Below are 25322 nucleotides of genomic sequence, written 5' to 3'. Positions count from 1 at the left end.
CCGGGGGGCGTTGTAATTCAGAACACTGGGGTATTCGTCGAACGGAACGTCGGTGGTGTCAATGCCACGGTATACATCAGGCATCAGGCCCATTGAGTGGCCAAGTTCATGTATGAACGTGGTCCCCATGCGTGTGTCGTCGACGGTCCCTGAAACGTGCATTATACCCTCAGCGCCGCCACCATCGACAGACTCTGAGAGTGAACTCCGGTCAACTAAATCGCGTAATGGTATGCTTGCCCGTTATGGTCAAAGTATTTGTTCTCGTATTCATCTGTCCTTAGGCCTCCAAGCGTACGAGTGTACGGGACCTGGTCGCTCCTAATAAGATGGAGTTGATTCCGTTCGTTCCGTTCGGATTCGAGACCGGCGCGTCGGCGAACTTGGACTTGATTAGCGCTCGCTCATCGTCAGGGAGCGAGTAGCTCTTCATGTAGTCAATCTCGACGTAAATATCCTTGTACAGTGGATTCGCGTCTGGATAGACGTCGCTATGGACCTCCCAACCATCAAGGAGATTGTCACCATCGGTATCCCGAATGGTTGGGTTAGTACCGCGCTCGATCTCGGCACCGTCAGCGAGTCCATCGTTGTCTGTATCGCGCTTACGTGGGTCTGTGTCACCCTTCAGTTCGGCAGCATCGTCAAGCCCATCATTATCGGTATCTGCCGAATTGGGGTCTGTTTTGAGCTCAGTCACCTCACGGAGATCAGTGAGACCATCATCGTCTGTATCAGCCTCGTTTGGGTCAGTTCCGAGTTCGGCCTCACGCCGGTCATGTAGTCCGTCATCATCGGAGTCTACCGATGTTGGTGTTGTTGTAGATGTAGCAGCACTACTTTCCGTCTCGGCTGCTGATTCCTCAGTCGGCCCATCGTCCACTCCAGTCGACACTGACTGGGTTGGTTCAGTTTGGTCCATTCCGACGAATCCAGAACAGCCGGAGAGCAAAACGAGGATCACCAGCCCAATTGCAGTCACTTGTCCCGAACCCATACAATCTGTCAATTTGGTGTAGAAATAAATCTACCGCCGTACGGCTCTGTTCAAATCCTCGGATAGTTACAGGTTCGTCCGGTAGTCTGACCGGATGCAGGCCCTCCCAAAGTCACAGTTGCTTCGGTTCGTTGAGCAGGCGTATCACTTGGCTCGGCGAGCTGTTGCCCACTACTCGTCGAAGTTCTCGAAACGCCGGTACACACTTCATCAACACATCGTCTTGCTCTGTCTCAAGATACGGAAGAATACGACGTACCGGACGCTTCTTGACGAACTTATCGAGATGCCCCGTATTCGGAGCGCCGTCGATCTGACGGAACTCCCTCACCCTCGACATTGTGTAAGGCGTTCAATCGCCTCGATATGACCGTATGGCGCGTCCTGCTCAACCTCTCGGTCACACTCCTTCCGACCAACGGTGTCGTCGGGATTGACGCCTCCGGGTTCGACCGGAGTCACGCCTCGAAACACTATACGAAGCGAACGAAGTTGACGAGTCAACAGTTGAAAGTCACGCTCCTCGTAGACACAAGAGCGAATGCTATCCTCGATCTGTACGTGACGACGACCAGAAAATACGACTCACAGATCGCAGTTCTACCGAACGGCTGTTTCAGGGGATATGTGTCGAACTAATAGTATTTCAACAGAGGCAACATTTCGTATTTTACGTCGGTTTTTTATGTCGTAGTACTGTCGAGATTGTATGGGAGACACTGGGAACTAACCGTCTATCGAGGGTGAGTGCCAGTCGTTGACGTGGAGTACGAGACTGAAAATAATCACTCTCCGGTACAGGCCATTGTTACGGCGCTGGCGGATGCTGCTGATATCGATCCAGTCGATCTCCCGCCGATAAGTGAGCATGTTGACCCGGCTGCACTCAACGCTCTGTTTGATCCCCATGACAGAACCACAGACGGAGACACTGTTCTCAGTTTTCAGGTAGATCCTTGGAACGTATTCGTCCGCTCCGACGGCTTCATCCGCGTCTGTGACGCGACACAGCGAACCGATCTAGGTCCCGTTTTTGCATCTATCAGCACCTAACACGACTTCTCTTTGAGAGAGGCCGCTGATCTACGAAGCAAACGATTCAGGACGAGACAGTTTCGATGAAGTCCGTGGGTCCGGAACGGTCAGATCCGCCGCATCGTCGTCACGACTTCCCGCCCGGTGACGCGCCAGCCACACCCAGTCCACACCGCTTCGACACGCAAGCCACCACCACTCCGTCGGTCGAACTCGACCTTCCATTTGGGACCACGGATGGACTCGTAGACGAAGCCATTCGCGTCAGCCATGGAACGACCGTTTATGCGTCGGGCCCTCTCACGAGTTCGCCCACGAGCGAGCCGTCGACGTGCGGTCCGACGGCCCAGCCACGCTCCTCACGCGTGTACTCGCACCACTGCCCCAGCGTCTTGAAGGGGATCTCGGTCAGCTCGACTTTCTCGGCAACGGTGTCCTTGACGATCACCAGGGCGCGCTCGTAGCTGTCCCAGTAGTGGGCCGCCGCTTCACCGTCGACGCCGAGGAACAGCGGGCGTTGGGTGAGTCGTTGGCGAACGTGGTCGGGCACGATCCGCTGGTCACCGACGGAGGTGGGCAGTGATGGCTATCGAAGAACGCGAAGGCTCGAATGTCGTCGTCGCGACGGCCTGCCCGTACTGTGGTGCCGATCTCCCTGAACAGGCGTCGCTCGCTATCCATCTCGGACGGAGTTGTCCAGCGACGACTGAAACGCCACCAGGTGGGGCCGCATGAGCCGAGAAACCAGAGGGGTCGTGCCGAAACGGGCCCCAGACCCGCGGGGATCAACTCTGGGTCAAGGAGCTGGGTGGGCAACTACACGAGCGGGAACCAGGGCCCACTCTCGATGTTGGCGAGACTATCCAATAAGTATTCTGCCATCACTCAGTTCGCAGTCGGAGGTGGCCGATGACACCCGACGCTCCCCTCAGAGGTCGGCGAGACGGTCGCGATCACCACGGCCGACAGTGAGCCGTGGCTGCTCGTCTGTACCGTCCACGAGGACGCCCAGGCAGTGACCGGCGTCCTCGTCGCCGACCTCGCCGACGAGACCGTGGCGCCTCGAGGAATTGATCGGTGACCGTGAGCGACGGCGCAGACTCGCGATGGCCGTCAGCAGCGCGGACCTCATGACGTTCGCCGTGCCCCACGAGGACCTGCGCCACCTCGGCTCGCCTGGCATCCAAGGCTGTACGCATCCGACGGGAGGTGAGATGAAGATGGCCCAGGCAGGGCTCCGCGTGCACTGCGACAGCGCCCACACACGGCCAGTGGCGACTGTGCTACAACGTCGGCGATCTCGTCCACTACACCGAATGGACGACTGACTTCCCGGCTGTCGAGAACCTCTACGACCAGTACCGCCGGGGCGACTACGGCCACGACGTCGTCATCGAGCGCCGCATGTCGTTGGTGCGCTCGTCGTCCTGAACGCCCTGTGTGCCGCCGTCGGTCAAACCCATTCCCCACGGATATGACTCTGACAGACCCCTCCTCCAACGACCCTACTTGCCGTCAGGCAAAGACACTGCTCTTCTGCCCGACGTGCGAACATGAAAGTCCCGCTGACGGTGACTGGATCGACGATGATTCGACCGCTCGCCACCGACTCCTCTGTCCCCGCTGTGGGGACATCGTTGTGGACCAGGCACAACTCTAACCCGATCGCGAATCAGCGACGCTTCGAAACATCTGCTTTGTTGATATCCTCTGTTATGACAGAGACTGCCGTGCAAGATACAGAACGTCTATGCAGTAGTGAGTTCAATTCCAGTAATCTCGAATCTGGCACCACCCTCAGCACTCTCTGTCAGGTTGATTTCCCATCCGTGAGCTTCGACCACCCGCTCGACGATGCTCAACCCGAATCCCGTTCCTTCCTCGTCGGTTGAGTAGCCGGCGCTAAACACGTCAGTACGTCTCTCTTCGGGGATACCAGGCCCATCGTCTTCGATATAGAAGCCATTGTCCAGCGCACCGACTGTGACCGTTGTGTCTGCTCCACCGTGTTTAATCGCGTTTCCGAACAGGTTTTCGAAGAGTTGGCACAGTCGATCATCGTCTGCTTCAACAGAGAGTGAGGAAACCGTCTCGTCTGCGTAGTGTAACTCGGCGTGCTCTGTCTGCTCTCCGACAATGTCCCAAAGCTTTGTATCGTATGGGCCACCATAACAGCATCCACCGCACCGATGGCTCGTCCTTCTCGCGCCAGCCAGAGGACATCCTCAGTAATTCGCGTAATACGGTCTAATGCGGTCCCGAGTCCAGCAAGATGATCGCTGTCACACTCTCCTTTTGGCTCTAAACGACCTTTCGCTACGGTCAGTGGGTTCTGGATGTCGTGACTGACGACACCCGCAAACTCGTCAAGACGGTCCCGCTCTCGGCGAAGTTTTCGCTCACGATCTTTGTGTTCGGTGATATCACGGGCGACACCGACGATTCCTTCAAGCACCCCATCTACAGTGAGGCGGACCAACCGATACTCTAACACAACATCTCCTCGGTGGGAAAATTCGACTTCGACTTCCCCCGACAGTTGTTCGCGCCGACCGTCAAGAAGGGCCTGGTAGGGATCGCTGTCGGCAGACTGATCACGTATAATCGGGATCAACCTACTTTTCTGGCCTTTGAGCTGTTCTTTGGTGGTGTTGTACCAGTTAGCCAGATATTCGTTTACGACCACGAAGCGTCCGGACTCGTCGTAGATACAGGCGGCCTCGTTCATCGAGTTTATCATCTGTTTGTACCGCTGGAGGTCACGGTTCTGTTCGGCCAGTTTCTGTTCTGACCGGTGCGATTCGACGGCATTGGTGATCCGGTTGGCTAAGACGGTGTACTGATCAGTCCCACTCTCTTTTTGAAGATAGTCTGTAACGCCTGCAGAGATGGCCTCCATCGCGACTTCCTCAGATCCCTTCCCTGTATACAAAATAAACGGAAGATCGGGGAATTGTTCACGGACGGTGCGAAGAAACACGATTCCGTTTTGTCCAGGCAAATCGTAGTCGGAGACCACACAGTCGAACACTTCGTCGGTGAGCATTTCACGCCCAGCACTGGCATCGGGTACCGTGGTGATCCGAAAGCGATCGTTCTCACGTTCAAGATATGTCGCAGCGGCTCTGGTGAATCGCTGGACGACGGCGGCTTCGACCGTTAGAACGAGGAAGTTGAAGCGGGAAACCGTCGATGATTCATGTCTAAGATCTCCCGCTTCACGAGTAAAGTCGTTCAGTTAGCTAAAAATGCTGTTGGTGAACGAGGCGAAGTCGCCGCCCCCGAAGGGGTGGCGGCTTCGCCAGTATGCGGTGGTGTCGCTGCACTGTCTGCGGGTTTACCTGGAGAAATCCTACCGAGAAGCACTCGATTTGCTGAGCGAGATGCCACAAATACTCGCGGAGATCGGCCTTGACGCGGCCGATCTCCCCGACCACTCCACGCTATCAAGTGGTTTGATAGAATCAAGACAGCACTCTGGCGAGTGCTGCTGCGCCTCTCGGCGCAGCTGCGACCCGAGCGGTCACGCCGCCATCGACGCGACGTTCTTCGACCGCGAACACGCGAGCAAACACTACTGCCGTCGGACGAATTACCGCGTCAAGACGCTCAAAGCTGCAGCTCTCGTCGACACAGAAAACCAAGCCATTCTGGACGTTCACTGTACGACTGAGAAACGCCACGACACACAACTCGGCTGGCAGGTCGCCCTCCGCAACGCGGGCGACCTCGCCAGCCTCGCTGCCGACAAAGGCTACGATTGGATGGATTTACGCGAGAAACTCCGCGAAGAGGGCGTAAGACCACTGATCAAACATCGTGAGTTCCGGCACATCGATCACGCGCACAACGCGCGGATCGATGGGGCTCGCTACCGGCAACGAGCGATGTGTGAGACCGTCTTCTCGACGATCAAGCGCACACTCGGCGACGCCGTGCGTGCGAGAACCTGGTACGGTGAATTCCGAGAACTCGTCCTGATGTGTGCGGTTCACAACATCAAGCAGGCACTCAAACCGTGAAATCAAGCTACGTCTGGCGATTCACCACTGCCGTCGCAGCCAAATCTGCAAACTCAAGATCGTCCTCGACGTGGAGAAGTCGAATCGAACCCGTCATTACACTACCAACGTTCAGTAGTCAAATAACTATACGGTAAATTTCACCGTCGCAAATTCATCCGACAGACCGACTGTTTTTGTCCCCATTCGTCACCGCATCGACTTCCGAAATATCAGTGATTGACTGGCGCTGTGAATACAGCACGCCCATAGAGTCCACTCGCCATCTGTCAGTACCGGCGTGACCGATACAGAGGCTGTATCTTGCATAGAGTATCTCCCAGATTAGGAGTCAAGACATTGCTCGGTACAGTCTCATTTATCACCGGTAGATTGATTAATTAATAAAATAGTTTCTGCTGTGTACGTGACGGTAGTGTTTAGTTTGGAGCATTGTGCCAGCGAGCGAAGGTCTGCAACCAATTTTCGGCTGTTTCGGGGTCGACGTGACTGAAACAGTTTGAAAACGACGAGGTTCGACGCTTGAACTCTCGAAAAATTCGTTCGACAGCGTTCCGATTTCCGTGGCGCCGCATCTGAAATCGGAATCCCGCTCGAGAGAGCGCAGTTTGGAGGTGTTGAGCGCCATCGACGAGAAAGACAGCAGTTTCGACATCGTGTTTTTGCCGAAGTTCGTGCAAGAAAATTTCCGTGAGGGTGGTCGTAGTCGTCGCAAAGAGCCGGACGTGAAGCAGTTCGTTCGACTGCGGATCGGCGGCGGCGTACAGCCAGAATTGCTGATCGTTGATCCGAATCACGGTTTCGTCAAGCGCAATCTGATTCGGTGATTTACCGGATTCGGGCTGTAAATCGGCTTTCTGAACCCAATCGTGGATTGCTTTCCGCGATCGTTGGACACCCAGATCTTCGAGTAATTCGACGGTATCCGACAGCGAGAGTCCCGCAACGTGCGATTTGATACCCAGCGCCATCGCCGGCTCGGGTGTCCGCTCGCGCTCCACAAAATCCAAATCAATCCAGTCTCTACATCCGCTGAGGCGGCTGATTTTTGGCATAGGCACCACAAAATCCGTCCGCCTCACTTTTCACGCTTAACTAAACACCGCCTACGTGACGCCGGATACTTTAATGAGGTCCGAGGATGCCGTCTCGTCAGTCATTTCGGTCGTCCTGATGGTGGGTATCGTGGTGATACTGGGGGCTGTCGTCTCTGTGTTCGCGCTGGGAATCGGAGAGAGCGTAGATAGTACCGCTCCAAGTGCGACGTTTGAGTTTGAGGTGCAAGCCAATGGTGACGTTCAGGTGACCCACGCAAGCGGTGACTCGTTTGACGGCGACCAGTTGCGGTTCGCGGGAGCCGCACTCGAAAAAACGTCGGTCGGTAGTATCAACGAATGGAGTGGGGGTGATGTCACCGCGGGCGACTCAGCGACGGTCAATGCCAAAGGCGGCGATACCCTACGGCTCATCTGGCAATCCCCGAAGGATGATACGACCGGAACAATCGCACAGTACGACGTGCCGAATAGCGCTAACCCACAGGCCTCAATCGGGGGTTTTGGATATCCAGCCTCGCACGATGCTCGGATAAATGGAAAAGTCACGATTAAGAACCTCCAATTCAGCCGGGCTCACGACGACCGTGTCTACGTCACTGTGGAAGACGAGCCGGCCGGTGGAGTACCTCAGCAGCGCGGTACTTCGATTCGTCGGGGGATGATTTGATCTTTTCAGATGCGACGGGGAGTGGGCTTACGGATCAGAATATCGGGTCCAGTGAGACGATTACGGTAACGATATACGAGACGGACAAGAAACAAGTCAGAGTAATGACTGCTACGTTCGTAACCTGACCGATTTTCGTCCGATTTGCAGATTCTCCAAACAGTAGGTCGTACTTCAGTCTCGATGGGAGTTCGTTGCCTCTTGAAGTCGAAGGCCAGCCCAGTTAAGTTAGCGATTCTACAGAGTAGTTGATTCGGCACAGAGTGGTCGAGCAAATTGGGGCATAGTCGCCATTGAAAATCAATGCACACCCGATCGCACGACTGCAGTGCGATCGGTATGTAAATCGTTTCAATCGTTGCTATCGGTGTCCCGTAGTGATTTTCAACTCTCGCAATTGGTTTTCCCCTTTTGCATGTGTCCGGCCAGCGCGTGCAACGTACATGCCCTGTTGTGGACCTCAGAATGTGGTAATTCAGGCGTCTCGTCCAGTGACCGATACGCGCACTGGGCCTTGTTTAGACGCGGTGCATATCGTCTACTACGGCCTGCATCCACAGAATGAAAGCAGGAAGAGAGACCCTCATGAATGAATTCTGTTCACCGGATAGAGCCACTAACCGAGGGCAGCAGACGCGTCTAAACAAGGCTCAGCCTACTGTATCGACTGACCGGCCGATGGGATAATGCCCATCCACTTGTGACCGATTCGCGCTCTGTATTCAGCACGACCTCAACAAACTGTCCGGGAATGAGGAATTCAACAAAGCCCGTTTCCGATTTTCGTCAATAGCACAGAGTACCAGATGAGCTACAGCCCTACTTCTACGAACGCGTCATCGATGACGTCCTCGCTCGGAGCGTTCAGATAGGGTTCGATGGCGGCGAAACTGTCCCAGCCGCCGACAGCCATCACGACGCGCGGGTTCATTTGCTGGTCGACTAGGAGGCGCTGGGCGAACCGACGGCGGAGATCGTGCGTGCTCACCTTCTCGAAGTCCTCGTCACCAGTCTCCCGAGCTGCCCGTTGGGCAGTCCGGCGGATCACGGCGCGGACACCTGGTTGGGACAGATCGATAAAGGGGTCTTTCGGAGCGATGTTGCGCTCGTTCTGGAACCGTTGAAGGTCGCGCTCGACGCTGTCGGGGAGGTAGGCGTCGCGTGGCTTTCCACCCTTCCCGCTGGTGTCCTTGCCGGCTTCGACGCGGAGGCGGTACTGGCCGCTCTCGGTTTGCTTCACGTCGACGGGGCGGACCTGGGGCATCTCGAAGGCGCGGAGGCCGACGAACGCGCCCAGCTGGATGACGAGGTCGTCGCGCTGACTGTTGGTGGCGCGTCGGAGGTCTTCGATCTCGCTGTCGGTGAGCCAGACCTTGTGTTCGTTCCCGTCTGTCGCTTCGATTCGCATACCGATTCCTTGAGGAACCGTTACTAAAGCATCTGCGGACGGCGTGATCGGGGCGAAGGCACACCGGGTTTCGAGTGAAAAACGCGGAGTCTGTTACGACTTGTTTTACAAGTCGTTACTACACGTTATCGGCCAAGACTTACCGAAGCAGTCGTCGGATTAGGTAGAATGGTGACCGCGAGATTTGTATCAGTTCCGGTCAGTGTTCTAAGGTGCGTGCTGAATACAGAGGGTGTATGCAGCAGAACCACTGGTGGTTTTACCACTCTGAGTACTATATTCATGGGGCGGTCCCACAGATTTTGATGCCTATTTTCACAGAGTCTCTCGGTTCGTGACTGCCAGTTGAATTCCAGAGCCACCTCGATGATATCGCACCCAAGCGATAGTCGTGAGGATACCGAGAAGAATAGCGCCCACACCGAGGAGACCAGCCTCGGGGCCAAACGCACCGCCGGTCATGACGTCTGGGCCATGCTGCTCGATTGCGAGGATGCTCGTCGTCGTCGAGCCACTGATGGGGAATCCGTAGAGGTTCCCCTCGAAGAAGTTCCACGCGACGTGGACACCGATCGGGAGCGCGAGTTCCCCAGTCAAGGCGTACCCGAGCCCGAGGAACACACCCGCGAGCGCAATCGACGCCGTACTGATAGCCGTCGCGTTCGGTGCCGTAGCATGTGCGAACGCAAAGACACCGCTCGTCAGTAGTATCCCCACCACCACGGCCCCGCGGGCGTCGACTGGCCCGACCTGGAACCCCTCGGCGAAGTTCGTCAGCAGGAAACCTCGGTGAAGGAGTTCTTCGATCACGGATCCGATGAGGTAGGACCCCACCGAGAGCAGGAACCAGTACGGAAACGTCCAGTGGGGGACGCCACCGACGACGAAAACGCCGCGTATTGTGACCCAGCCGAGTGCCAACTGGACCACGAAGATGGCCGTCATCAACGCGCCTCCCAGGACGAACCCGAACGTGAGGTCGGCCCACCACGCGCGATTGACGCGGAAACCGAAATCGCGGAACCGCCGGCGATCCACGTACCGACCGGCCAGGTAGATGGCCACAGGCGTGGAGATGGCGCCGACTACAAGGTCGATCGCGGTCACGGCGATACTGCCAACCGGAGTCCCTCGGAGTTCAAAGAAGGGTGACCGGCCGGTAACGACCGTTCCCAGGAGGCCGGACATCATGATTCCGAGGAGCCACCAGAGGGCGAGTCCGGCGAAGATTCGGAGCGGCATCCGGGGTCGGTCTTCGACGTCGTTCCAGATCAGCCCTCGAGGCTGTGTCTCCGGACGCAGCAGCCACCGCACGTTCACGGCGACTCACACCGTTGCGATGGGACGACGTGCCTGATGCCGTTCTGGTTGGTCAGCCGGAGTTCGAACACCAGCGAGGGACAAGCCGCCAGATTCGACCACCGAGTAGCCTGCTTCCAGGCGGGAAGGCCCTCCCGATCGTCTTCGACTGCGACCTGGTAGGTGTCATCGGGATACCCTGCACTGGTGAACGTCCGCGCGATACCAGGTTCGATAGCCTCGCCAGCGAGCGATTCGACGACGTCACCAGCCTGGTTCGTGACGGTCACTGCGATAGTGTGCGTGACCTCGTCCACGTTGGTGACGATCACCGTGAGGTCGCCGATGCCGTCCTCCGAGCCGACGCAGCCAGCCAGCGCCACGAGCGTCCCGGCAGCCGTGGTTCCAGCCACAGTATTGAGAAAGCCCCGTCGGTTCATCGCGCCTCTCTAGTCTCCGACCGTTCTATTTGTATGGTCACCTGTGAGGTCGTGCTCTTCCAAGTCACATCCTGGATGGAGCGGGAGCGGCTCAACTGTGAATATCGCTTTAGCTTCGACATGTTCGGTTACTTCCTCCAGCCGAGGTGACTCCTGTTTTCTGTGGGCGCGTAAAGGACGCAGTGCCATACAGCGCGAGGATGATGACGGCAAATGTGACGTTCACCCCAGCGAGAACGTATGCCGAGAGTGGATTCCCCGTCACGCTCGGGTGTAGCGCGATGAACGGTCCGAGCGTATTGAACAGTCCGTGGAAGAGCGTGACTGCGAGCACACTCCCCCCGGTGTTGTTGAACAGCCAAGTGTAGACGAACGCCGTTGCGACGATCGACAGTCCCCAGAGCGGGAGTGGGAACCCACTATTGGCGTCCCCAGGAACGAACTGGAGCGGAATGTGCCAGGCGAACCAGCACACGCCAAGAACGAAACTCGCGATAGCCGCGCCGAACCGCGTCTGTAAGAGGGGAAGGAGATAGCCACGCCAACCGAGTTCTTCGCCCATCGAGAGGAAGAGTGTCACCAGCAGTGCAATCGGTACGATGGCGAGACCGAGTGGTCCATCAAGTTGTGCTGCTGGTGCAGGCTTAAGGGCTCCTCCGAGAGAGAGATACGCTGCGTGCTTCAGACCAAGCATGACTGGTGCGAGCCCCAGTACGACGGTCCACCAACGGAGCCCGAACCGCCACGTAATGAGTGGACGGAACGCGGTCCGAAGACCGCCGATACCGTTATCATAGACGTGCAACACGATCGCGACCACTGCAGGCGTGAAAATCGCGAGTGCCGATAGTCCCGGAGGCACTGCCACCCCGATCCACCCGTGGGCCGAGGCGATAACGGGAATGTAGATGGCCAACGAGAGCACGAGCGTCAACCCAACGAACCAGCCAGCTCGCACAAGCGCGTCGGGCTCAGAGAGGTCCGACACGATCCGACTGTCTCTTGAAATCAGTTGCATTTTCTGATCACCCCCGAGAGCGGCGAGAATCGCCGGTCGCTGGCAATCGTCAGCTCGGGGCTGCATATCCGGCTGATTGTAGGTTGAAGTCGACATGGTAAACACCGCGACGAAGCACGACGCTTCGGTTTAGCTTTGCGTCTGTTTACGGGAGCATGACGCTTGGAGATGCAGGCCGTATCAATCCGCGTTTTAAATACTTCTCCAGCCAGCCAGCGCCACGAGAGACCTGGAAGCCGTAGCCCAGCCACGGCGCCGAGGAACCGTCGGCGATTCAGGGCTATATCCTGTTCCCAGTGGGCTGAGTGGGTGTATCGGCCTGCATCTCATCGTCAGCGACTCTGACGTTGCGATCCGTCCAGAGGAGCCACGTCCCGAGGATGGCGACCCCGAGGACGACGGCGACATTGACGGGAACGAACACCGCCATCGCCTCGGGGGTGAGGAACGCCGGAAAGGAGTTCTGGAGGAAGTGCCACCCGACCAGGGGCCACAGCGTCCCCAGTCTGAACGCGACCGCCGCGAGCCCGATACCAGAGACGGCACTCAACACGCTGACGAGTAACACTTCACTCAGAGGCACGCCAACTGCGAGCAGCGAGAGGTGGGAGGCGCCGAAGAGGACACTGGCCGCGAGCGCCGCGGGAATCCGCCCCCGCGACTCGAAACTCCGGAGGACGACACCACGGTACAGGAGTTCCTCCGAGACGGCCGCCCCGAGGGCGAACCCGACGACGACGAGCACGACGACGCCGGCCGTCGAGAGGGTCTGTCCATCGAGGATCGTAAACTCTGGGACCGCGAATGGCGCCGGGGTGAGCGCGAGGGTTACTCCCAGCGGGACGACCAACAGTGCGGCCAGCACGAGCAGATACCGGCGGCCGCCCGATGCTATCGGTGCGGTCAGCCGGACCTTCCGCCACCAGCCCAGCCAGGAAACCAGGCCGACGACGAGCGCGACGAACACCCAGTTGAGGACGACCCGGATACCGATGACCGAGAGGTCTGGGGCGAGTGTCTCGACTATAGGGCGAGCGACCACGCCGAACACCAGCATCGCCGCAAGAATACTGACGTACAATTGTACCGGACGGGATTGGAGATACCGCAGTTGCATCCCCGATCACGCTCCGAGAACGGCGACCAGTGCTAGCTGACGCTGATTGCGTTGAACAGGCTGTGGATCACGATGACCACGACGAGGTTTTGGGTACGCTCGTAGATCGCACCGAGGATGACCGACCCGACGGCGATGCTCAGAAGGGCGAAGAAGACGCCCAGCGAGAGTAGATCCGATCCGCCGATCAAGTGCAGCTCGGAACGTGTCCCAGCGCGAAGCCGACTGAAACGATGGCGATGGCCGGCACTGCTCCCATCTGTTCGCGGAGGCGACCCTGGACGATACCTCGGAAAAAGTACTCCTCGACGGGGCCGACGATGAACAGCACACCGAAGAGTGCAAATCCGTACACCAACACCGGTCGTTCGGCGGCCGCAGCGGTGATAAAGTTCGTTGGCGGTATCGCGTCGAGCAACTGCATCCCGACCGCGATCAGAATTGCGGCGACAAACGAAACGACGACACCCGCGACGATCCAGCCACCCTCGCGCACCGTCGGGAGCCATCGAGGCACGTGGACAGTGACCGGTCGGACGCGGTTGTACGCGACGCCAATCAGGCCGATGGCTATGGTTGCGAGGAGGCCACCGCCGATGTAGGTGACCGCGAGGTCGCCACCGTACCCGAACTGTGCCTGCACGAGCTTGAAGCCCTCGACGATTGCCAGTGGGGGAATGGCTGCGGCAAATAGCAGCCCGAGAGCGACGAGAAGCGCCCGCCGCGGGCTATCGGCAGTTCGGGGCTGTACATCCGGCTGGTTGTAAGTTGAAGTCGACATAGTGAACACCGCGACGAAGCACGATTATTTGCACTTATATACGGGAGGACGACTCCTGAAGACGCAGGCCGTATCAGTACGACTTTTAAATACTCCTGCTCGATTCAGTTACGATCCTCACCTAACACGAGAGAGTCGCCAGTCTGGTAGAAAATCCGTCGTCGGTCAGCGCCCGGACGAGCAAATCGCGGCGACAAAAAATCACCGTCCTCAATGGTGGTCACGAGGCGGCCCGCGAACATGCGGGCGAAGTTCCGATTCGGAGTCCTGTCTTCGTAGTCTGTCGGGACATGGTTTGGGCGGTGGGATCAGAGGTCGGCGGCGGCAAAGCGCCGGTATCCAAGTGCCAGCGGAACGACGAGCCAGAGTACGAGGATTACGATGCTGGCCCAGCCCGTGAGGTAGAACGGGACCGGACCGTCCAGCATCCCGCCGAGGCTCAGGGCTGCCGTCGTGCCGTCACCGAGGAACCACCCGAGGGCGTTCTGGTAGGCAGCCGACGGTGTGACGACGTTGAGGAAGGCATACCATCCCGGGACTGTCGTGACCCCGCCGAAAGAGAACCCGTTCACGACGAACATGACCGCCGGCGCGAGGAGGTCGCCGAGGAATTCGAGCAGGACGAACACGCCGACGCCAAACGCCATCGCCCGTCCACCGCTCCCGGTCGTCGCGGAGACGGCGACCATGATGCCCACGTACACGAGGGCAAACAGGAGCGTGACCACAGCGAAGACCGCGTAGTCGACCGGCGAGAACGACTGGAACAACACGAGGATCACCGCTAGCGTGACGGCGAGGCCGACGAGAATGGCGACCGCGAGTACCGCGGTACGTCCGAGGAGTTTTCCGAGAACCACGTCCGCGCGGCTGTGGGGAAAGCCAAGCAGGCTTGCTCGAGCCGCGGTCACGCTCACCGGCGATCGCTCCCGCTCCGATGACGATGGCCGCGATGGAGACGAACAGCGTCATCGCGGCCAGCAGTAGCGTCAGATAGCCCAGCGTACTCACTGCTCCGATATCTCGGCTGAGTTCCGGGACGGTGGCGTAGATGACGGCCATCCCTGCCGACAGGAGGACGAATGCACCAGTGATGGCCCAGAGCGCCTTCGAGAGTCGAGCATCCTGGAAGTCTTTTCGAGCAACGACGGCCCAGCTCATGCGCGCACCTCCTCGCCGCCAGCCGAGGGAGTCGCGGACTCGGGCTCCTTGCTTTCACTGCCAGTAGCCGTGTCGTCGTCCGTCGTGTAGGCCGCGAACATCTCCTCGAGGGAGATCTCCTCGAGTTCGAAGTCGGTGACAGTCCCCCCAGCCGCCTCGACAGCGTACATGACGGCCGTCTTCGTCTCTGGCGCGCACGTCACGATCAGTTGCGTCTCGCTGGCAGCGTGGACGTCGGTCACTCCCGGGAGGGCAGTGACCGCGTCTAGCACGTCGTCTGTCACCGACTCGACGGTGAGGACTAGCCGGGCATCGGCCCCGACCGCATCTCGCAGCGCATCGATCGTGTCGACGGCGACCAGCTCGCCGTTCCGGAGGATGCCGACGCGGTCACAGACGGCTTCGACCTGTTCGAGGATGTGCGAGGAGAAGAACACCGTCGCCCCGCGGTCACGCTCCGCCCGAATGATATCGCGCATCTCGCGAGCGCCATTCGGGTCGAGTCCCGTCGACGGCTCGTCGAGGATGAGAACTTCCGGAGAGCCAGCGAGCGCCATCGCGAGGACGAGCCGCTGTTTCATCCCTTTTGAGAAGCCCCCGGCCTTCCGGTCGGCCGCGTCGCCGATACCGACCCGATCCAGCAGCTCGGCTGGATCGTCGTCACTGCCCTTCGAAGCGATTGCGAACTCGAGATGCTGTCGGGCCGTCAGACGGTCGTAGAGGTGGTACCCGTCAGGGAGCACTCCGACCGCTTGCCGGACCGCCAGTGAATCCTCCTGTGCATCGTAGCCGAGGACGGTCGCCGTCCCTGCCGTCGGGCGAACGAAGTCGAGGAGAATGTCGATCGTCGTGGACTTCCCGGCGCCGTTCGGGCCGAGGAAGCCAAAGATCTCTCCTTCGAACCGTCAGAGAGACGGTATTGAGGGCAGTGACGTCACCGTACTGCTTGCTCAGTCCGGTTAGTTCGATGGCTATCCCATCAGAAAGCGGGTCTGTGGACGGATCAAGCTGACTCATACGACTTCTGTACGAGCGATTCCAACAAGGGTTCGCTCGCCGTATCAGTCCGTGTTTTAAGTACTCGCCCGTCAGTGACGATCGATCTTTGTCCGGAGGGTCACGATCGGATCAACACCTCCCGCCGGAACAGGACGACGAACACAGCGATCAGAGCGAGACCGACAACCGCCCCGAGAATCCCTTCGCCAGTGACGAGGAGGACCTCGCCAGCGATGAAACCCGGCTCGTTCGCGTAGATGCTTCCCAGAACCCACGGATTGAGGATATTCCAGACGAGGTGGAGAATCGCAACGGGCAGGACACTTCCGTTCGAGAGGAAGTAACAGTACGCGAACGGGAACGAGACGGCGAACACGGCGACGGCCTGGACGACAGCAACAGTCAAGGGGTCACCGACACCAGTGACTGCGGCCGCCCGGTAGAGGAATGCGGAGTGAAATAGCGCCCAGACGACACCCACGGCCGCCGTAGCACCCGCTCGGCCCCACTTTTCGGTCAGTGCCGGGAGTAGGTATCCCCGCCAGCCCAACTCCTCGCCGTACATTCTGACGAGCTGCTCGAACAGGACAATCGCCAGGACGGCGAACCCGAACTGTTCGATCACCATGACCACGAAGTTCTGCGGCCCGGCTGGTAGACGCCGAGGCCACTCGCAAGGGCGATGGTACCGACGGTGCCGATAAACAGAACCGGGTAGAGGAACGCGAATCCGAGCGACGGGGTGGTCGCACCGCGAATCGAGGACACGATCGTTCCCACGATGGATTGACCCTGGATCCGGCGGAGGGCGAGAACGACGACAGCGGGCGTGAGCATCAGTACGGTCGTCGTGTAACCAGGAATCGAATCGGTGACGATCAGTAGCGATATCGACCAGCTAACGACTAATGTGATCACCACGAATGCGCCGAGATACACGTCCGGCGGCAGCTCGAATTTGGGGGCAGCCCGTTCAATGGCCATCCGGGGCCCTCCAGCCAGTCCCAGTATCACGTCGCGCGAATTCTACTGCCCCAGCGTGGAGTACAGGTCGTGAATCGAATTGACTCATAGACGTCTGATACGGGTCAAATTTCCAAGATTGTACTCGCCGTATCTATCCGTGTTTTATATACTCCTCTACCCGGCCCTATTCGACCAGTACAGACTTGGACCGGGGCTATTTTTCGGGAGCGACGCTCCCGTCGTGGCCAACGTCGATATTAGATTCGGCGTACACGTCTTCAACGCGGCGGTCGTCACGTATCGCAGCGCTCTCTTCGTCAGCTCGGCCTCGAAGGGTTGGAACGAGTAGGCTGGGATGTATGCGGAGATGTCCCTCGACGACGTAGACGTACGCAATGACGCCGACGAGTCCGACAAAGCCTGCAACCACACCCAAAATTCCGGCTTCGAAACCAAAGGACCCGCCAGTCCAGCCTGGTCGGTCCCGTCACTTCGAGGGCGAGAATGTGGGCCGGAAGTTCGATGCCACTCACGGGCTGGCCGAACAGGACTCCCATCGCGATGTTCCAACTGGTGTGGAACCCGATCGCAAGCCCGAGTCGACCAGTCAACACGTAGCTCGCTGCGACCGTAATCGCAATAACGGCAATCACGACCACGGAGACGAGTGAGGCGCCAGCGTTCGCCAGGTGAACGATACCGAACACGACGCTGGAGATGATGACGGCAGCGATGACAGCCGGAGCCGTCCCGTATCTCGCAAACCCTTCGGCAACGTTCTTCAAAATGAATCCACGAGCCACGAGTTCTTCGTAGAAGCCGACGACTGTAAAGAGGACCAGCGCACCGACTAGTCCGAGAATGAGCCCTTCGGATCCAGCGACAACTGTATCGGTCACGACAACCCAACCGGCGGATAGCGCGACGCCGACTGCGACAGTTTGCGCCATGAGAGCTAACCCGGCACCAACCACGAGATCTCGCCCCCATACCGTTCGGTCTCGGAACCCGTAATCAGAGAACGGTCGCCGATCGACGTAGCGAGCAACTATCACGATACCAATGAGGGTCCCGAGACCGAGTCCGAGTGTGGTAAGGACTAGGTAGCCGAACGAGAGTGGTTGCACGAATGCAACCGCTATCAGATCCATAACGATCGTTCCGATGACGGCGAATGTCGCAATCACGAAGAACCCGACAAGGAGTCGGATCAACGCTCGTGGCCGCCGCTCGTCACTGTTCCACATGAGGCTTCGAAAGTCCATACATTATGAGTATTCTGGGGAGAAAGAATGGTTCTGTCTTATCTATCCGGTCTTTATATAGCCCGATGTAATCCACACGCTGCAGAAGGGAGGTTAGTTCTACAGTCACTCAACGACCCACGGGCGTGAGCGTACCGGTACGGTACGGTCGTGTACTGTCGAAGCCGAAATCCAACGTCCCGACGACGTATTCCTCGGCACCTGCAAACTGTTGCTCCGGGCACGCGTGTCGGTTGGAAGACGAGTGCCAAGGCGTTGGCTCAATTGGCTGGGGAACTGTCCTGCTCCACTGGCATAGACATACGTAGCGTATCTCCGATGAGTGTGTTCTGGGCCCGTCGAAGCCGATCTGAGAGTGACTGGGGCGTGATGTCAAGTTCTTCAGCCACGGCTTCCATCGACGTCTGCCTCGGGAGGTCGAAGTAGCCCATCTGCCAGGCAGTCACCAGCGCGTCCTGTTGTTTCGGGGTGAGCCCGAACTGACTCCCCGTCTGGGAGTAGGTCATCTCGTGGAGACGCACGAGATCGAACGCGAAGCCGTGGTCGCGGAGATGACTCGCGAACTCGCCGATCTGTGTGCGGCCATCGAACCTGACGCGGAGGACCCACCCGTTCACGTCACCTCTGGCCTTCAGGATCGACGTTCCTTCACTCGTGTACTCCCGGGCGAGAGATTCGACGTGGTCTGCCCATCTCCCGCGGTACATCGTGCCAGTCTCGCCGTCTAGAATCTGCTGGAGTGTCTTGATCGACTCATCTGAACTGGCTGCGGCTTCGAAGGCCGCGTTCGGCACGCCAGAAACGATGAAGTACGGGGCCAAGGCGTTCATATCCGAGGCGACGACTCGGTCGATCTGGACGACGGTCTCCGGTTCGGCCTCGAACGTCTCGGAGAGCGCGAGGGCTCTTGGAGGGACATGGAACTCTCCGAAGATGCTCATAAAGTTGAATTTCTGATGTGAACCACAAAGTTGTTTGGGAGTGAGAAAAAGTGGAATGACGATTCGGTGAAGACGGAGCTCCAAATATCGACTCTCAGTCTCGTGTCTCGGGGCTCCACAGCTCAGCCAGAAAATCCCGGATACGGTCCGTCACACGATTCTGTCCGGTAGTCGAAAGGAAGTGCCGTTCGCCAGCCAGTGTGAGACACGGCACGAGCGATGGCAGCGTCTGTTCGGCCTTCGGGCGAATGCAACTCGCGGAGAGGAACGGATCCCGGTCGCCTAAGACAACCAGGGTCGGCGTGTCGAATCCAGCTAATGCCCCCAGGTCATCTGGGCCGGGAAAGGCAGCCTGAAGGTCCCCTGCCCGGAGCGCTTGACCGATATGCGCCCTGTATGCAGCACGACTGCTGAAATCTACTCGGATACTGTCAGAAGCGATGTGCGAGATATAGAGGATGAGTCCAGCAAGCGAGCCTCGTTTCTTTCAGGCTTAACTCAACGAACCAACTGTTCAGTTTGTCTGCATATTGTCCATTAAACATATCTGTCGACTCGTTAAAAAGAGCATATGAGCATTCTGTGGCAAGTCGGATACGTCATAGCTGTAGTCCTTGGTCTTGCCTACGTTATCCTTCCGAAGAGAGTTCACACGTTTGGATTTGAGTTCCTTCGGCGTTCATCATCTGACCAATCTGAAGAGTCCGGCACCCCTATCTGGCTTTATCGCGGATTGGGTGTGCTATTTTTATTCATCGGCGTAACAGGATTCCTCTAAGAGGAAGGTCACCTTTACTGACCGAACTGAACTGCATCGAGCGGACCGATAAATCGTGCAAGACTCGCGCGCTGTATTCAGCAGAACATCAACAACCTCTCAGCAACTGAGAGATTAATCTGGGCCAACCCCTCCGTTTCTACTGGTTCACCTGGAGTCTGCGGTGGCGGAGGCTGGGGCGGTGTGTATTTTTGGCCAGATGTCCCCTTAGGGACACGGCCTAAGGGGTGCTGCCCGCTGGGCTGGCACGGAACCCGGCCGGACCAGCGACCGACGCCGTCGCTGGCCGGTCAGTGAGTCCACCAGAAACAGGGGTTGCGGGCCTCGCCCGCAGGATTACTTATAAAGAACCAGACTGAAGAACAGTGTTGCCACTCGGCTGTCGGGCGTCAGTGGAGGGTCCTGACCGGCCGCTGCTGCCGCGCGCCGTCGATCGTGACCTCGAGGACTGCGTCCAGGAGCGTCGCCGGATCGCGCCCGTCCTTTCGCCACGCCTGGAGCATCTCGACGATGACGTCCTCGACGAGCGGCGAGCTCGTGGACTTGAGCGTCGAGAGGGCGGTATCGATGCGGACGACCGGCCGCTCACCTTCGCGCTCCGGCGCCTCGAACTCGGCGCCGTACTTCGCGAGCCACAGGTCGAACGCCGACGAGGCGGATTGTCGAACCTCCAGGTCCAGAACGCGAGCCGCACGCTCGCCGGCCGAATCGATTGTGGACTCGACGGAGTCGACAAGGGCTCGCATCTCCTGCCTGAGTTTCTCGCTCACGAACTGGACGTGGCCGTTGTCACTCTCAAGCACCTCGGGGATGCGCTGGAGAGCTCGGTACACGGTCGAGAGCGATGTGCCGGTCGCCTCGGCGAGTCGATCGGCGTCCATCCCACCATCGGTTGCGAGCGTCTCCGCGATCGCCTCGTCGGCGGGCGTCATGTCTCGCAGGCAGGTCAGCAGCAGATGCTCTTGGTCGGCCTCGAGCTGGGGGAGCGGGTCGGCGTGCAGTGGGACTGTCTCCTCTGCTGCACTCGCGTCGAAGTGGTCGTCGGCGACGTACGTCGTCCCACCGGGCTCGGTCGGGATACCTGCCCAAGAGAGGACCGAGAGCAGCCTTTCGTCGAGTTCGCGAACGGCATCATGGAGGTCGGCCCAGTCGACCGAACCGCCATCAGTCCGCCCACCGACGAACTTCGCACCGACCTTCGGGTGGTAAAGCGGGTCGTCGGGCTCGAAGTGGTCGGGGTGCTCAGGCAGATAGCTCTTCAGCTGCCCGCCGAGACAGTGATGCGAGACCAGCTCCCTCGCACTGGTCGTGCCGTGCCGGACGACGACGTGATGCCCGCGTTCCTCCTCGTTGTCCCACTTGTGCATACCCTTCGTGCCGGAGATATCGGACAGCATCATGGCGAGGCGGTCGATCACACCACCGGTCCCGATGAGTCTCTCGTTCATCGACCGGGTGATGCGGACGTAGCGCTCGAGGGCAGTGATGCGACCATCGAACGGCGCGTCGAAGTAGCCGTGATACATCCCGACACCAGCGTCATCTGCCAGTTCGAACACGGCTCGAGCGAGGAACTGAGGAACCTCGTCGAGTCGCATGTTCGACGGCTGGCAGTGAATTGCGAGACCCTCGTCGGGATCGGTGTGATCGAACGCGGTCGTCGTCGGCTCGCCGTCCGAATCGAGCATATTCGGGTACCGCGGCGAGATGTTGTAGTTGACCTTCCGGCGGTCACGCCCCTGGACGTTGATATCGAATTCGTAGAGCCGATCGCCACCGACGTCATCAGACGGTCGCGGCGTGAATCCAGATGGGGAGTAGTTGAATCGGATCGTGACCGACTCACCGTTGATCTCAGTCTCGAGTTCGTGGTAGCCATCGAACTCATTGATGAGGAGATTCGATAGCGCCCAGTACGGGTCGAGCCCGTCGTAGTCGACAAACTCGCTCTCGCCGGCATCGGTCGGAGCGTAGTACAGCCAGCACTCGGCTTCGTGGTTCTGAGGCGCGACTTGCGTCACGCGTCCTCACCCCCGTCGGTCGCGAATGCGCCGAGCGTCGCGGGTTCGGTCGCCGGACTCGTCTCGCTGGTGTCGACGCCGCCGGACTCATGCGAGTCGACCAGTCGCGCAGCCGCCGTCTCGTCGCGTTCGCGAAGGTCGGCGGGCGAGACACCCTCCTCCGAGTCGCAACAGTCACAAGGACGTCGTGGGCCGTCCGGGAGCCGGTCAGGACGCTCGCCGTGCAGCGTCAACCACTCCTCGCGCTGGTCGAGGCGCTGCATGATCGGGCCGCGCGGCTGGTCGATGTCGATGTGGGCCTCATCCTCGGCCCGGTCGTTCGCGATCTTTCGCTCGACGCCCTTCCAGATACGCACACGCTCGAGAGAGTCCATTCCGTCGATGAGCGACCAGACCAGGTCCTTTCGGGCCGAATCCCGAAGGAAATCCCAGTCGAGCCACCGAGCCGGATCTTCGCCGAGGCGTTCCTGGGCGTTCGGACAGTGCAGCCGCTCGCGGCGGTCGCTGGACTGATGCGTCGACGGCATCAGTCATCAGCACCCCGTACGAGCCGCACCGCGAAGCGGACCTGAGACGGCAGGTCAGTGGCATCCAGGACGGTCACCAAGCTGGTGTTCTTCCGGACGAGCACGGTTCGCGTGTGCTCGTGGTAGCGAACCTCGTCGCCCTCGAGGCCGTGGCCGCGAAGGCGGACGGCATGGGCCCAGGCATCGACCGGGTCCATGACGGGGTCGTCCGAGCGCTGGAGCCAGCGGCGACTGTCGACGTGGTCGGTGACGTGGAGGTCACTCGACACGCTCTTCACCCCCACAGGAAGCCAGGAATTTGAGGACTGCTTGGAGGTCTCGCTGCAAGGCGACTTTCTGAGACTGACGTTGACCAGTCCGTATTTTTATAATACTTCGGTGATAGTTATTCTCGTGACACCCAGCCAGGTGGTTTGTGAGTGCGGGAACTGCTACGTGATGCTTTCCAGTAGCAACAACCGCAGGGAAATGACGTGCCCTGATTGTGGGATTAGTGGGACGATAGATACCGGAGAAACACGATGACTTGACTGGCAATCCAGTTGCAATGCCAACCATCTATCGCTCACCTCCGTCGGCACGAGCGAGCGAATCACTGTTCGCCTGTGCCCGGACTCGATTCGCCTGCCGGGGCTGTCGTTCACAGAAGAACCGCCAGATGAGCAGCCACTGTCGGGTGCACTCGTGACACATCCCCCAGCGCGAGCCATCGGCGAAACGGGTCATCGTCGCCCGACAGACCGTCCCGCAGGACTCGCAGACATCGCCGCGGGCGACCATCAGGCCACCTCCTGGCCGACGTCGAGTTGGTCACGCTCTGAGACGTAACCACCACCCTTCGGGAGATCGTCTGGGCGCTGGGGGCACCCAGTTAGATGACCGTACTCGAGGTTACTCGTGGGCGACCTGGTGCAGCGAGCGTTGCAGTACTCACAGCGGAACTCGCCGTCGCCGTCAGTGGACAGGTCGCCGGCTCTGTTCAGGTTCGTCAGCGAGGTCGTCACGCCTCACCACCTCGATCGACGACGGTCCGCCCCTCAGCGTCTGTCCGCACCTTGTAATCTGCCTCGAGGCCAGCTGCCTCTCGCTGGCGCGTCGCCGGCGACGTGCATGACGGGCAGCCGTGAAGGACGCCATCGTTGCCCGAGCGGACGCGGTGGTACTCCGCGGAGACGTGCGCGCCGCAGTTCTCGCACTGCGGGCTCATGGCCGGCACCTCCCGTCGTCGAGCGCTGGGCAGCGCTGGTCGTTCTGGTTGATCGGAAACCCACAGAATTCACAGATGAGTGGGGTTGATTCCGACTCAGAAAGGTCGGTAATCAAGCCGACCACCTCCCACTTAAACGAGGGGTTTAGTCCACTCTATTTCTGAAAGGAATTTGGATTCAGCGGCTCTGTACGTCTGATAATTTCCATCCGGGTAGAATTGAAGTGGGACCGCCGAGGACACTACGGTGCCGTCCGGCGATTCGCATGCAATCCTGCCCGGATTCATGTCTGTATTGTCACTCATGAATCGTGGTCAGAATCGTCGAGTTTGTCGAGATGTTCGCGCCGCGACGCGCCGCGAACCAACTGTTCTGGCTGGTCGTAAACGCCCTCTATCAGCTCCTCGCTGGTGTTCGCCTTCTCCGAGAGATCCGGAATCGGCCAGCCTCGATCACGGTGGTGAGTGATCGAACCAGTCCGAATCTTATGCGGACTCCGCGAGCTGGGGCACTTCGACCCGTGACCGTGCTCGCGAGCCTCGCACTCCTCCGGATCTCGGTCGTGCGGACACGGACCGCCGAATTCGCACGGCTGGGTGAGGATATAAATCCAATTCCGCATCGCCGACTTCGACAACCGGCCGCCGCCCTTCTTCGAGGTCAGCAGCGGCCGACGGCCAAATTCATCAGTCACGTCGGCACGATTGACACGGATATAGTCCTGGAGAACTTCCGCGACCCAGTCGGCGATGTTGATGACGCGACTACCTCCTTGCTTGTTCTTCAACGGCGTCTCCGAATCCGGCTGATGCTGGGGATAGAGAAACGGGAGAGATGCCTCATCGAGGATGCTCTCGACGACGTGTGGCGCGTACCCCTGGCTTTTGAGATCGGCCCGGAGGCGATCGCGGTCGCCATCATCGAGGTAAAGGTCATCAAGGTCCAGCGATCGAATCGTACCGAGCCGAGCCGTGGTCCGCCACAGCAAGAGGAACAGAACGTGCTCTCGAGACGCGTACCGGTAGCGGTCCAGGTCCTCGAGGATCTGCTGGGCACGCTCGGTGACCAGCTTCGCCGTGTTCACACGCTCCTCTTTCGAAAGGTCCGGCACCTCGATCGCCGCGACGACGTCCTCGGAGACCGCTTTCAGGTCGCGACAGTACTGCAGCCACTGCCGAAGCGTCCCGAACTGGTTGTTCAAGGTGTTCGTCTGGAGGTCCGAAGACCACCGAAGCGCCTCGAACTCCTTGATGTGCCGAGTCGACACCTCGCTTAAATCGTCGATGCCGCGCTCATCGAGGAAATCCAGAAACGGCTTGATCCGGTAGCGGTAGGACTGGGCCGTCGACTCGGCCATGTCCTGCTGCTTCATCCAGATATCGAACGCTTCGCGAGGCTCGACCGATTCGAGGTCTGGCTCTTCGTCGACGATCTCCCGGAGCTCGTCCAGCAACTCGTCGGCATCGCGTTCATCGTCGCTCACGCGACAGCAACACCTCCACCGTGGCCGAAACTACCAAATCCGTACTCTGTGTGGTCCTGCATGGGTCTCTCCAGTGACAGCGAGCGGGGCAGATTGGTACCCTGGGCCCGCTCGCTGTCGAGTGACCCATC

At 59.1% G+C, this 25322-nt stretch carries 29 protein-coding genes and 4 pseudogenes; 6 read left to right on the top strand and 27 right to left on the bottom strand.

Annotated features, from left to right (window positions below; genetic code table 11):
- Window positions 1-280: 280 nt before the first annotated feature.
- The gene (locus P1L41_RS16835; RefSeq protein WP_276296860.1) at window positions 281-997 is read right to left on the bottom strand and encodes a hypothetical protein; all 717 of its coding nucleotides are present in this window, start codon (window positions 995-997) and stop codon (window positions 281-283) included.
- Between the two features lie 94 nt (window positions 998-1091).
- Here P1L41_RS16835 and P1L41_RS16830 point away from each other — a divergent pair.
- Together P1L41_RS16830 and P1L41_RS16825 are read left to right on the top strand one after the other, a co-directional pair.
- Window positions 1092-1594: pseudogene (locus tag P1L41_RS16830) on the top strand (transposase); the annotation flags it as partial.
- A gap of 165 nt (window positions 1595-1759) precedes the next feature.
- The gene (locus tag P1L41_RS16825; protein ID WP_276296859.1) at window positions 1760-2050 is read left to right on the top strand and encodes a HalOD1 output domain-containing protein; all 291 of its coding nucleotides are present in this window, start codon (window positions 1760-1762) and stop codon (window positions 2048-2050) included.
- Window positions 2051-2139: 89 nt separating this feature from the next.
- On the opposite strand, the gene P1L41_RS16820 is transcribed toward P1L41_RS16825, so the two are convergent.
- The 3 genes from P1L41_RS16820 to P1L41_RS16810 all read right to left on the bottom strand — a co-directional run bounded on the left by P1L41_RS16820 (window position 2140) and on the right by P1L41_RS16810 (window position 3164).
- Entirely contained in the window at window positions 2140-2304 is a 165-nt protein-coding gene (locus tag P1L41_RS16820) for a hypothetical protein (RefSeq protein WP_276296858.1), read from the bottom strand.
- 11 nt (window positions 2305-2315) lie between these two features.
- Window positions 2316-2582 carry a hypothetical protein gene (locus P1L41_RS16815; protein WP_276296807.1) on the bottom strand — a complete coding sequence of 89 codons (267 nt, stop codon included), beginning with the start codon at window positions 2580-2582 and terminating at the stop codon, window positions 2316-2318.
- A 378-nt stretch (window positions 2583-2960) separates the two neighbouring features.
- Complete coding sequence (locus P1L41_RS16810) at window positions 2961-3164, bottom strand: hypothetical protein (protein WP_276296857.1); 204 nt, start codon at window positions 3162-3164, stop codon at window positions 2961-2963.
- A gap of 342 nt (window positions 3165-3506) precedes the next feature.
- On the opposite strand from P1L41_RS16810, the gene P1L41_RS18775 reads away from it, so the two are divergent.
- On the top strand, window positions 3507-3692 hold the full coding sequence (locus P1L41_RS18775; protein ID WP_465260855.1) for a DUF8106 domain-containing protein: 186 nt from the start codon (window positions 3507-3509) through the stop codon (window positions 3690-3692).
- Window positions 3693-3780: 88 nt separating this feature from the next.
- Here P1L41_RS18775 and P1L41_RS16805 read toward each other — a convergent pair whose 3' ends face one another.
- Both P1L41_RS16805 and P1L41_RS16800 read right to left on the bottom strand, forming a co-directional pair.
- Window positions 3781-4047, bottom strand: a complete 267-nt coding sequence (locus tag P1L41_RS16805; protein ID WP_276298479.1) for a sensor histidine kinase — start codon at window positions 4045-4047, stop codon at window positions 3781-3783.
- A gap of 386 nt (window positions 4048-4433) precedes the next feature.
- Window positions 4434-5270: pseudogene (locus P1L41_RS16800) on the bottom strand (response regulator); the annotation flags it as partial.
- 19 nt (window positions 5271-5289) lie between these two features.
- Between P1L41_RS16800 and P1L41_RS16795 the strand changes: the two are divergent.
- Window positions 5290-6054, top strand: coding sequence for an IS5 family transposase (locus tag P1L41_RS16795; RefSeq protein ID WP_276296856.1), 765 nt, complete (start codon window positions 5290-5292; stop codon window positions 6052-6054).
- Between the two features lie 419 nt (window positions 6055-6473).
- Here P1L41_RS16795 and P1L41_RS16790 read toward each other — a convergent pair whose 3' ends face one another.
- Window positions 6474-7109 (bottom strand): IS6 family transposase, encoded by a 636-nt coding sequence (locus P1L41_RS16790; RefSeq protein WP_276296805.1) that lies wholly within the window; start codon window positions 7107-7109, stop codon window positions 6474-6476.
- A gap of 73 nt (window positions 7110-7182) precedes the next feature.
- On the opposite strand from P1L41_RS16790, the gene P1L41_RS16785 reads away from it, so the two are divergent.
- Window positions 7183-7779 carry a type IV pilin N-terminal domain-containing protein gene (locus tag P1L41_RS16785; protein WP_276296855.1) on the top strand — a complete coding sequence of 199 codons (597 nt, stop codon included), beginning with the start codon at window positions 7183-7185 and terminating at the stop codon, window positions 7777-7779.
- A gap of 811 nt (window positions 7780-8590) precedes the next feature.
- Here the strand turns inward: P1L41_RS16785 and P1L41_RS16780 are convergent.
- From P1L41_RS16780 to P1L41_RS16720, 13 genes and pseudogenes are all read right to left on the bottom strand, one after another.
- A complete protein-coding gene (locus P1L41_RS16780; protein ID WP_276296803.1) occupies window positions 8591-9187 on the bottom strand; it encodes a site-specific integrase in 597 nt (198 codons plus the stop codon).
- Window positions 9188-9502: 315 nt separating this feature from the next.
- Window positions 9503-10429 carry a CPBP family intramembrane glutamic endopeptidase gene (locus tag P1L41_RS16775; protein WP_276296802.1) on the bottom strand — a complete coding sequence of 309 codons (927 nt, stop codon included), beginning with the start codon at window positions 10427-10429 and terminating at the stop codon, window positions 9503-9505.
- Between the two features lie 74 nt (window positions 10430-10503).
- Window positions 10504-10899, bottom strand: coding sequence for a hypothetical protein (locus P1L41_RS16770; protein ID WP_276296801.1), 396 nt, complete (start codon window positions 10897-10899; stop codon window positions 10504-10506).
- Window positions 10900-11035: 136 nt separating this feature from the next.
- Entirely contained in the window at window positions 11036-11914 is an 879-nt protein-coding gene (locus P1L41_RS16765) for a CPBP family intramembrane glutamic endopeptidase (RefSeq protein WP_276296854.1), read from the bottom strand.
- A gap of 310 nt (window positions 11915-12224) precedes the next feature.
- Window positions 12225-13025, bottom strand: coding sequence for a CPBP family intramembrane glutamic endopeptidase (locus P1L41_RS16760; protein ID WP_276296799.1), 801 nt, complete (start codon window positions 13023-13025; stop codon window positions 12225-12227).
- 68 nt (window positions 13026-13093) lie between these two features.
- Window positions 13094-13252, bottom strand: coding sequence for a CPBP family glutamic-type intramembrane protease (locus P1L41_RS16755; RefSeq protein WP_276296853.1), 159 nt, complete (start codon window positions 13250-13252; stop codon window positions 13094-13096).
- The gene (locus P1L41_RS16750) at window positions 13249-13842 is read right to left on the bottom strand and encodes a CPBP family intramembrane glutamic endopeptidase (RefSeq protein WP_276296852.1); all 594 of its coding nucleotides are present in this window, start codon (window positions 13840-13842) and stop codon (window positions 13249-13251) included. The genes P1L41_RS16755 and P1L41_RS16750 overlap by 4 nt, the downstream gene beginning before the upstream one ends.
- A gap of 308 nt (window positions 13843-14150) precedes the next feature.
- Window positions 14151-15003, bottom strand: a pseudogene (locus P1L41_RS16745) (ABC transporter permease subunit).
- Window positions 15000-16020 (bottom strand): annotated as a pseudogene (locus tag P1L41_RS16740) (ABC transporter ATP-binding protein). The pseudogenes P1L41_RS16745 and P1L41_RS16740 overlap by 4 nt, the downstream one beginning before the upstream one ends.
- Window positions 16021-16120: 100 nt before the next feature.
- Window positions 16121-16630 (bottom strand): CPBP family intramembrane glutamic endopeptidase, encoded by a 510-nt coding sequence (locus P1L41_RS16735; RefSeq protein WP_276296850.1) that lies wholly within the window; start codon window positions 16628-16630, stop codon window positions 16121-16123.
- The gene (locus P1L41_RS16730; RefSeq protein WP_276296849.1) at window positions 16624-16986 is read right to left on the bottom strand and encodes a hypothetical protein; all 363 of its coding nucleotides are present in this window, start codon (window positions 16984-16986) and stop codon (window positions 16624-16626) included. Before P1L41_RS16730 ends, P1L41_RS16735 begins: the two co-directional genes overlap by 7 nt.
- Before the next feature lie 299 nt (window positions 16987-17285).
- A complete protein-coding gene (locus P1L41_RS16725; RefSeq protein ID WP_276296848.1) occupies window positions 17286-18233 on the bottom strand; it encodes a CPBP family intramembrane glutamic endopeptidase in 948 nt (315 codons plus the stop codon).
- A 260-nt stretch (window positions 18234-18493) separates the two neighbouring features.
- Entirely contained in the window at window positions 18494-19174 is a 681-nt protein-coding gene (locus tag P1L41_RS16720; protein WP_276296793.1) for a helix-turn-helix domain-containing protein, read from the bottom strand.
- A gap of 571 nt (window positions 19175-19745) precedes the next feature.
- Here P1L41_RS16720 and P1L41_RS18770 point away from each other — a divergent pair.
- Window positions 19746-19952 (top strand): DUF6199 family natural product biosynthesis protein, encoded by a 207-nt coding sequence (locus P1L41_RS18770; RefSeq protein ID WP_465260859.1) that lies wholly within the window; start codon window positions 19746-19748, stop codon window positions 19950-19952.
- 389 nt (window positions 19953-20341) lie between these two features.
- Here P1L41_RS18770 and P1L41_RS16715 read toward each other — a convergent pair whose 3' ends face one another.
- From P1L41_RS16715 to P1L41_RS16685, 7 genes are all read right to left on the bottom strand, one after another.
- The gene (locus P1L41_RS16715; RefSeq protein WP_276296847.1) at window positions 20342-21973 is read right to left on the bottom strand and encodes a DUF7845 domain-containing protein; all 1632 of its coding nucleotides are present in this window, start codon (window positions 21971-21973) and stop codon (window positions 20342-20344) included.
- A complete protein-coding gene (locus P1L41_RS16710) occupies window positions 21970-22500 on the bottom strand; it encodes a hypothetical protein (RefSeq protein ID WP_276296790.1) in 531 nt (176 codons plus the stop codon). The genes P1L41_RS16715 and P1L41_RS16710 overlap by 4 nt, the downstream gene beginning before the upstream one ends.
- Window positions 22500-22769, bottom strand: a complete 270-nt coding sequence (locus tag P1L41_RS16705; RefSeq protein WP_276296789.1) for a hypothetical protein — start codon at window positions 22767-22769, stop codon at window positions 22500-22502. The genes P1L41_RS16710 and P1L41_RS16705 overlap by 1 nt, the downstream gene beginning before the upstream one ends.
- A gap of 289 nt (window positions 22770-23058) precedes the next feature.
- The gene (locus P1L41_RS16700) at window positions 23059-23280 is read right to left on the bottom strand and encodes a hypothetical protein (RefSeq protein ID WP_276296788.1); all 222 of its coding nucleotides are present in this window, start codon (window positions 23278-23280) and stop codon (window positions 23059-23061) included.
- Complete coding sequence (locus tag P1L41_RS16695) at window positions 23280-23504, bottom strand: hypothetical protein (RefSeq protein WP_276296787.1); 225 nt, start codon at window positions 23502-23504, stop codon at window positions 23280-23282. The genes P1L41_RS16700 and P1L41_RS16695 overlap by 1 nt, the downstream gene beginning before the upstream one ends.
- Window positions 23501-23707 (bottom strand): DUF7563 family protein, encoded by a 207-nt coding sequence (locus tag P1L41_RS16690; protein WP_276296786.1) that lies wholly within the window; start codon window positions 23705-23707, stop codon window positions 23501-23503. Before P1L41_RS16690 ends, P1L41_RS16695 begins: the two co-directional genes overlap by 4 nt.
- 302 nt (window positions 23708-24009) lie before the next feature.
- Window positions 24010-25191 carry a tyrosine-type recombinase/integrase gene (locus P1L41_RS16685; RefSeq protein WP_276296846.1) on the bottom strand — a complete coding sequence of 394 codons (1182 nt, stop codon included), beginning with the start codon at window positions 25189-25191 and terminating at the stop codon, window positions 24010-24012.
- Window positions 25192-25322: the final 131 nt, after the last annotated feature.

Source organism: Haloarcula ordinaria, assembly GCF_029338275.1.
In the GTDB taxonomy this organism is placed as follows: domain Archaea; phylum Halobacteriota; class Halobacteria; order Halobacteriales; family Haloarculaceae; genus Haloarcula; species Haloarcula ordinaria.
This window is presented reverse-complemented; position numbering and strand designations above follow the sequence as displayed.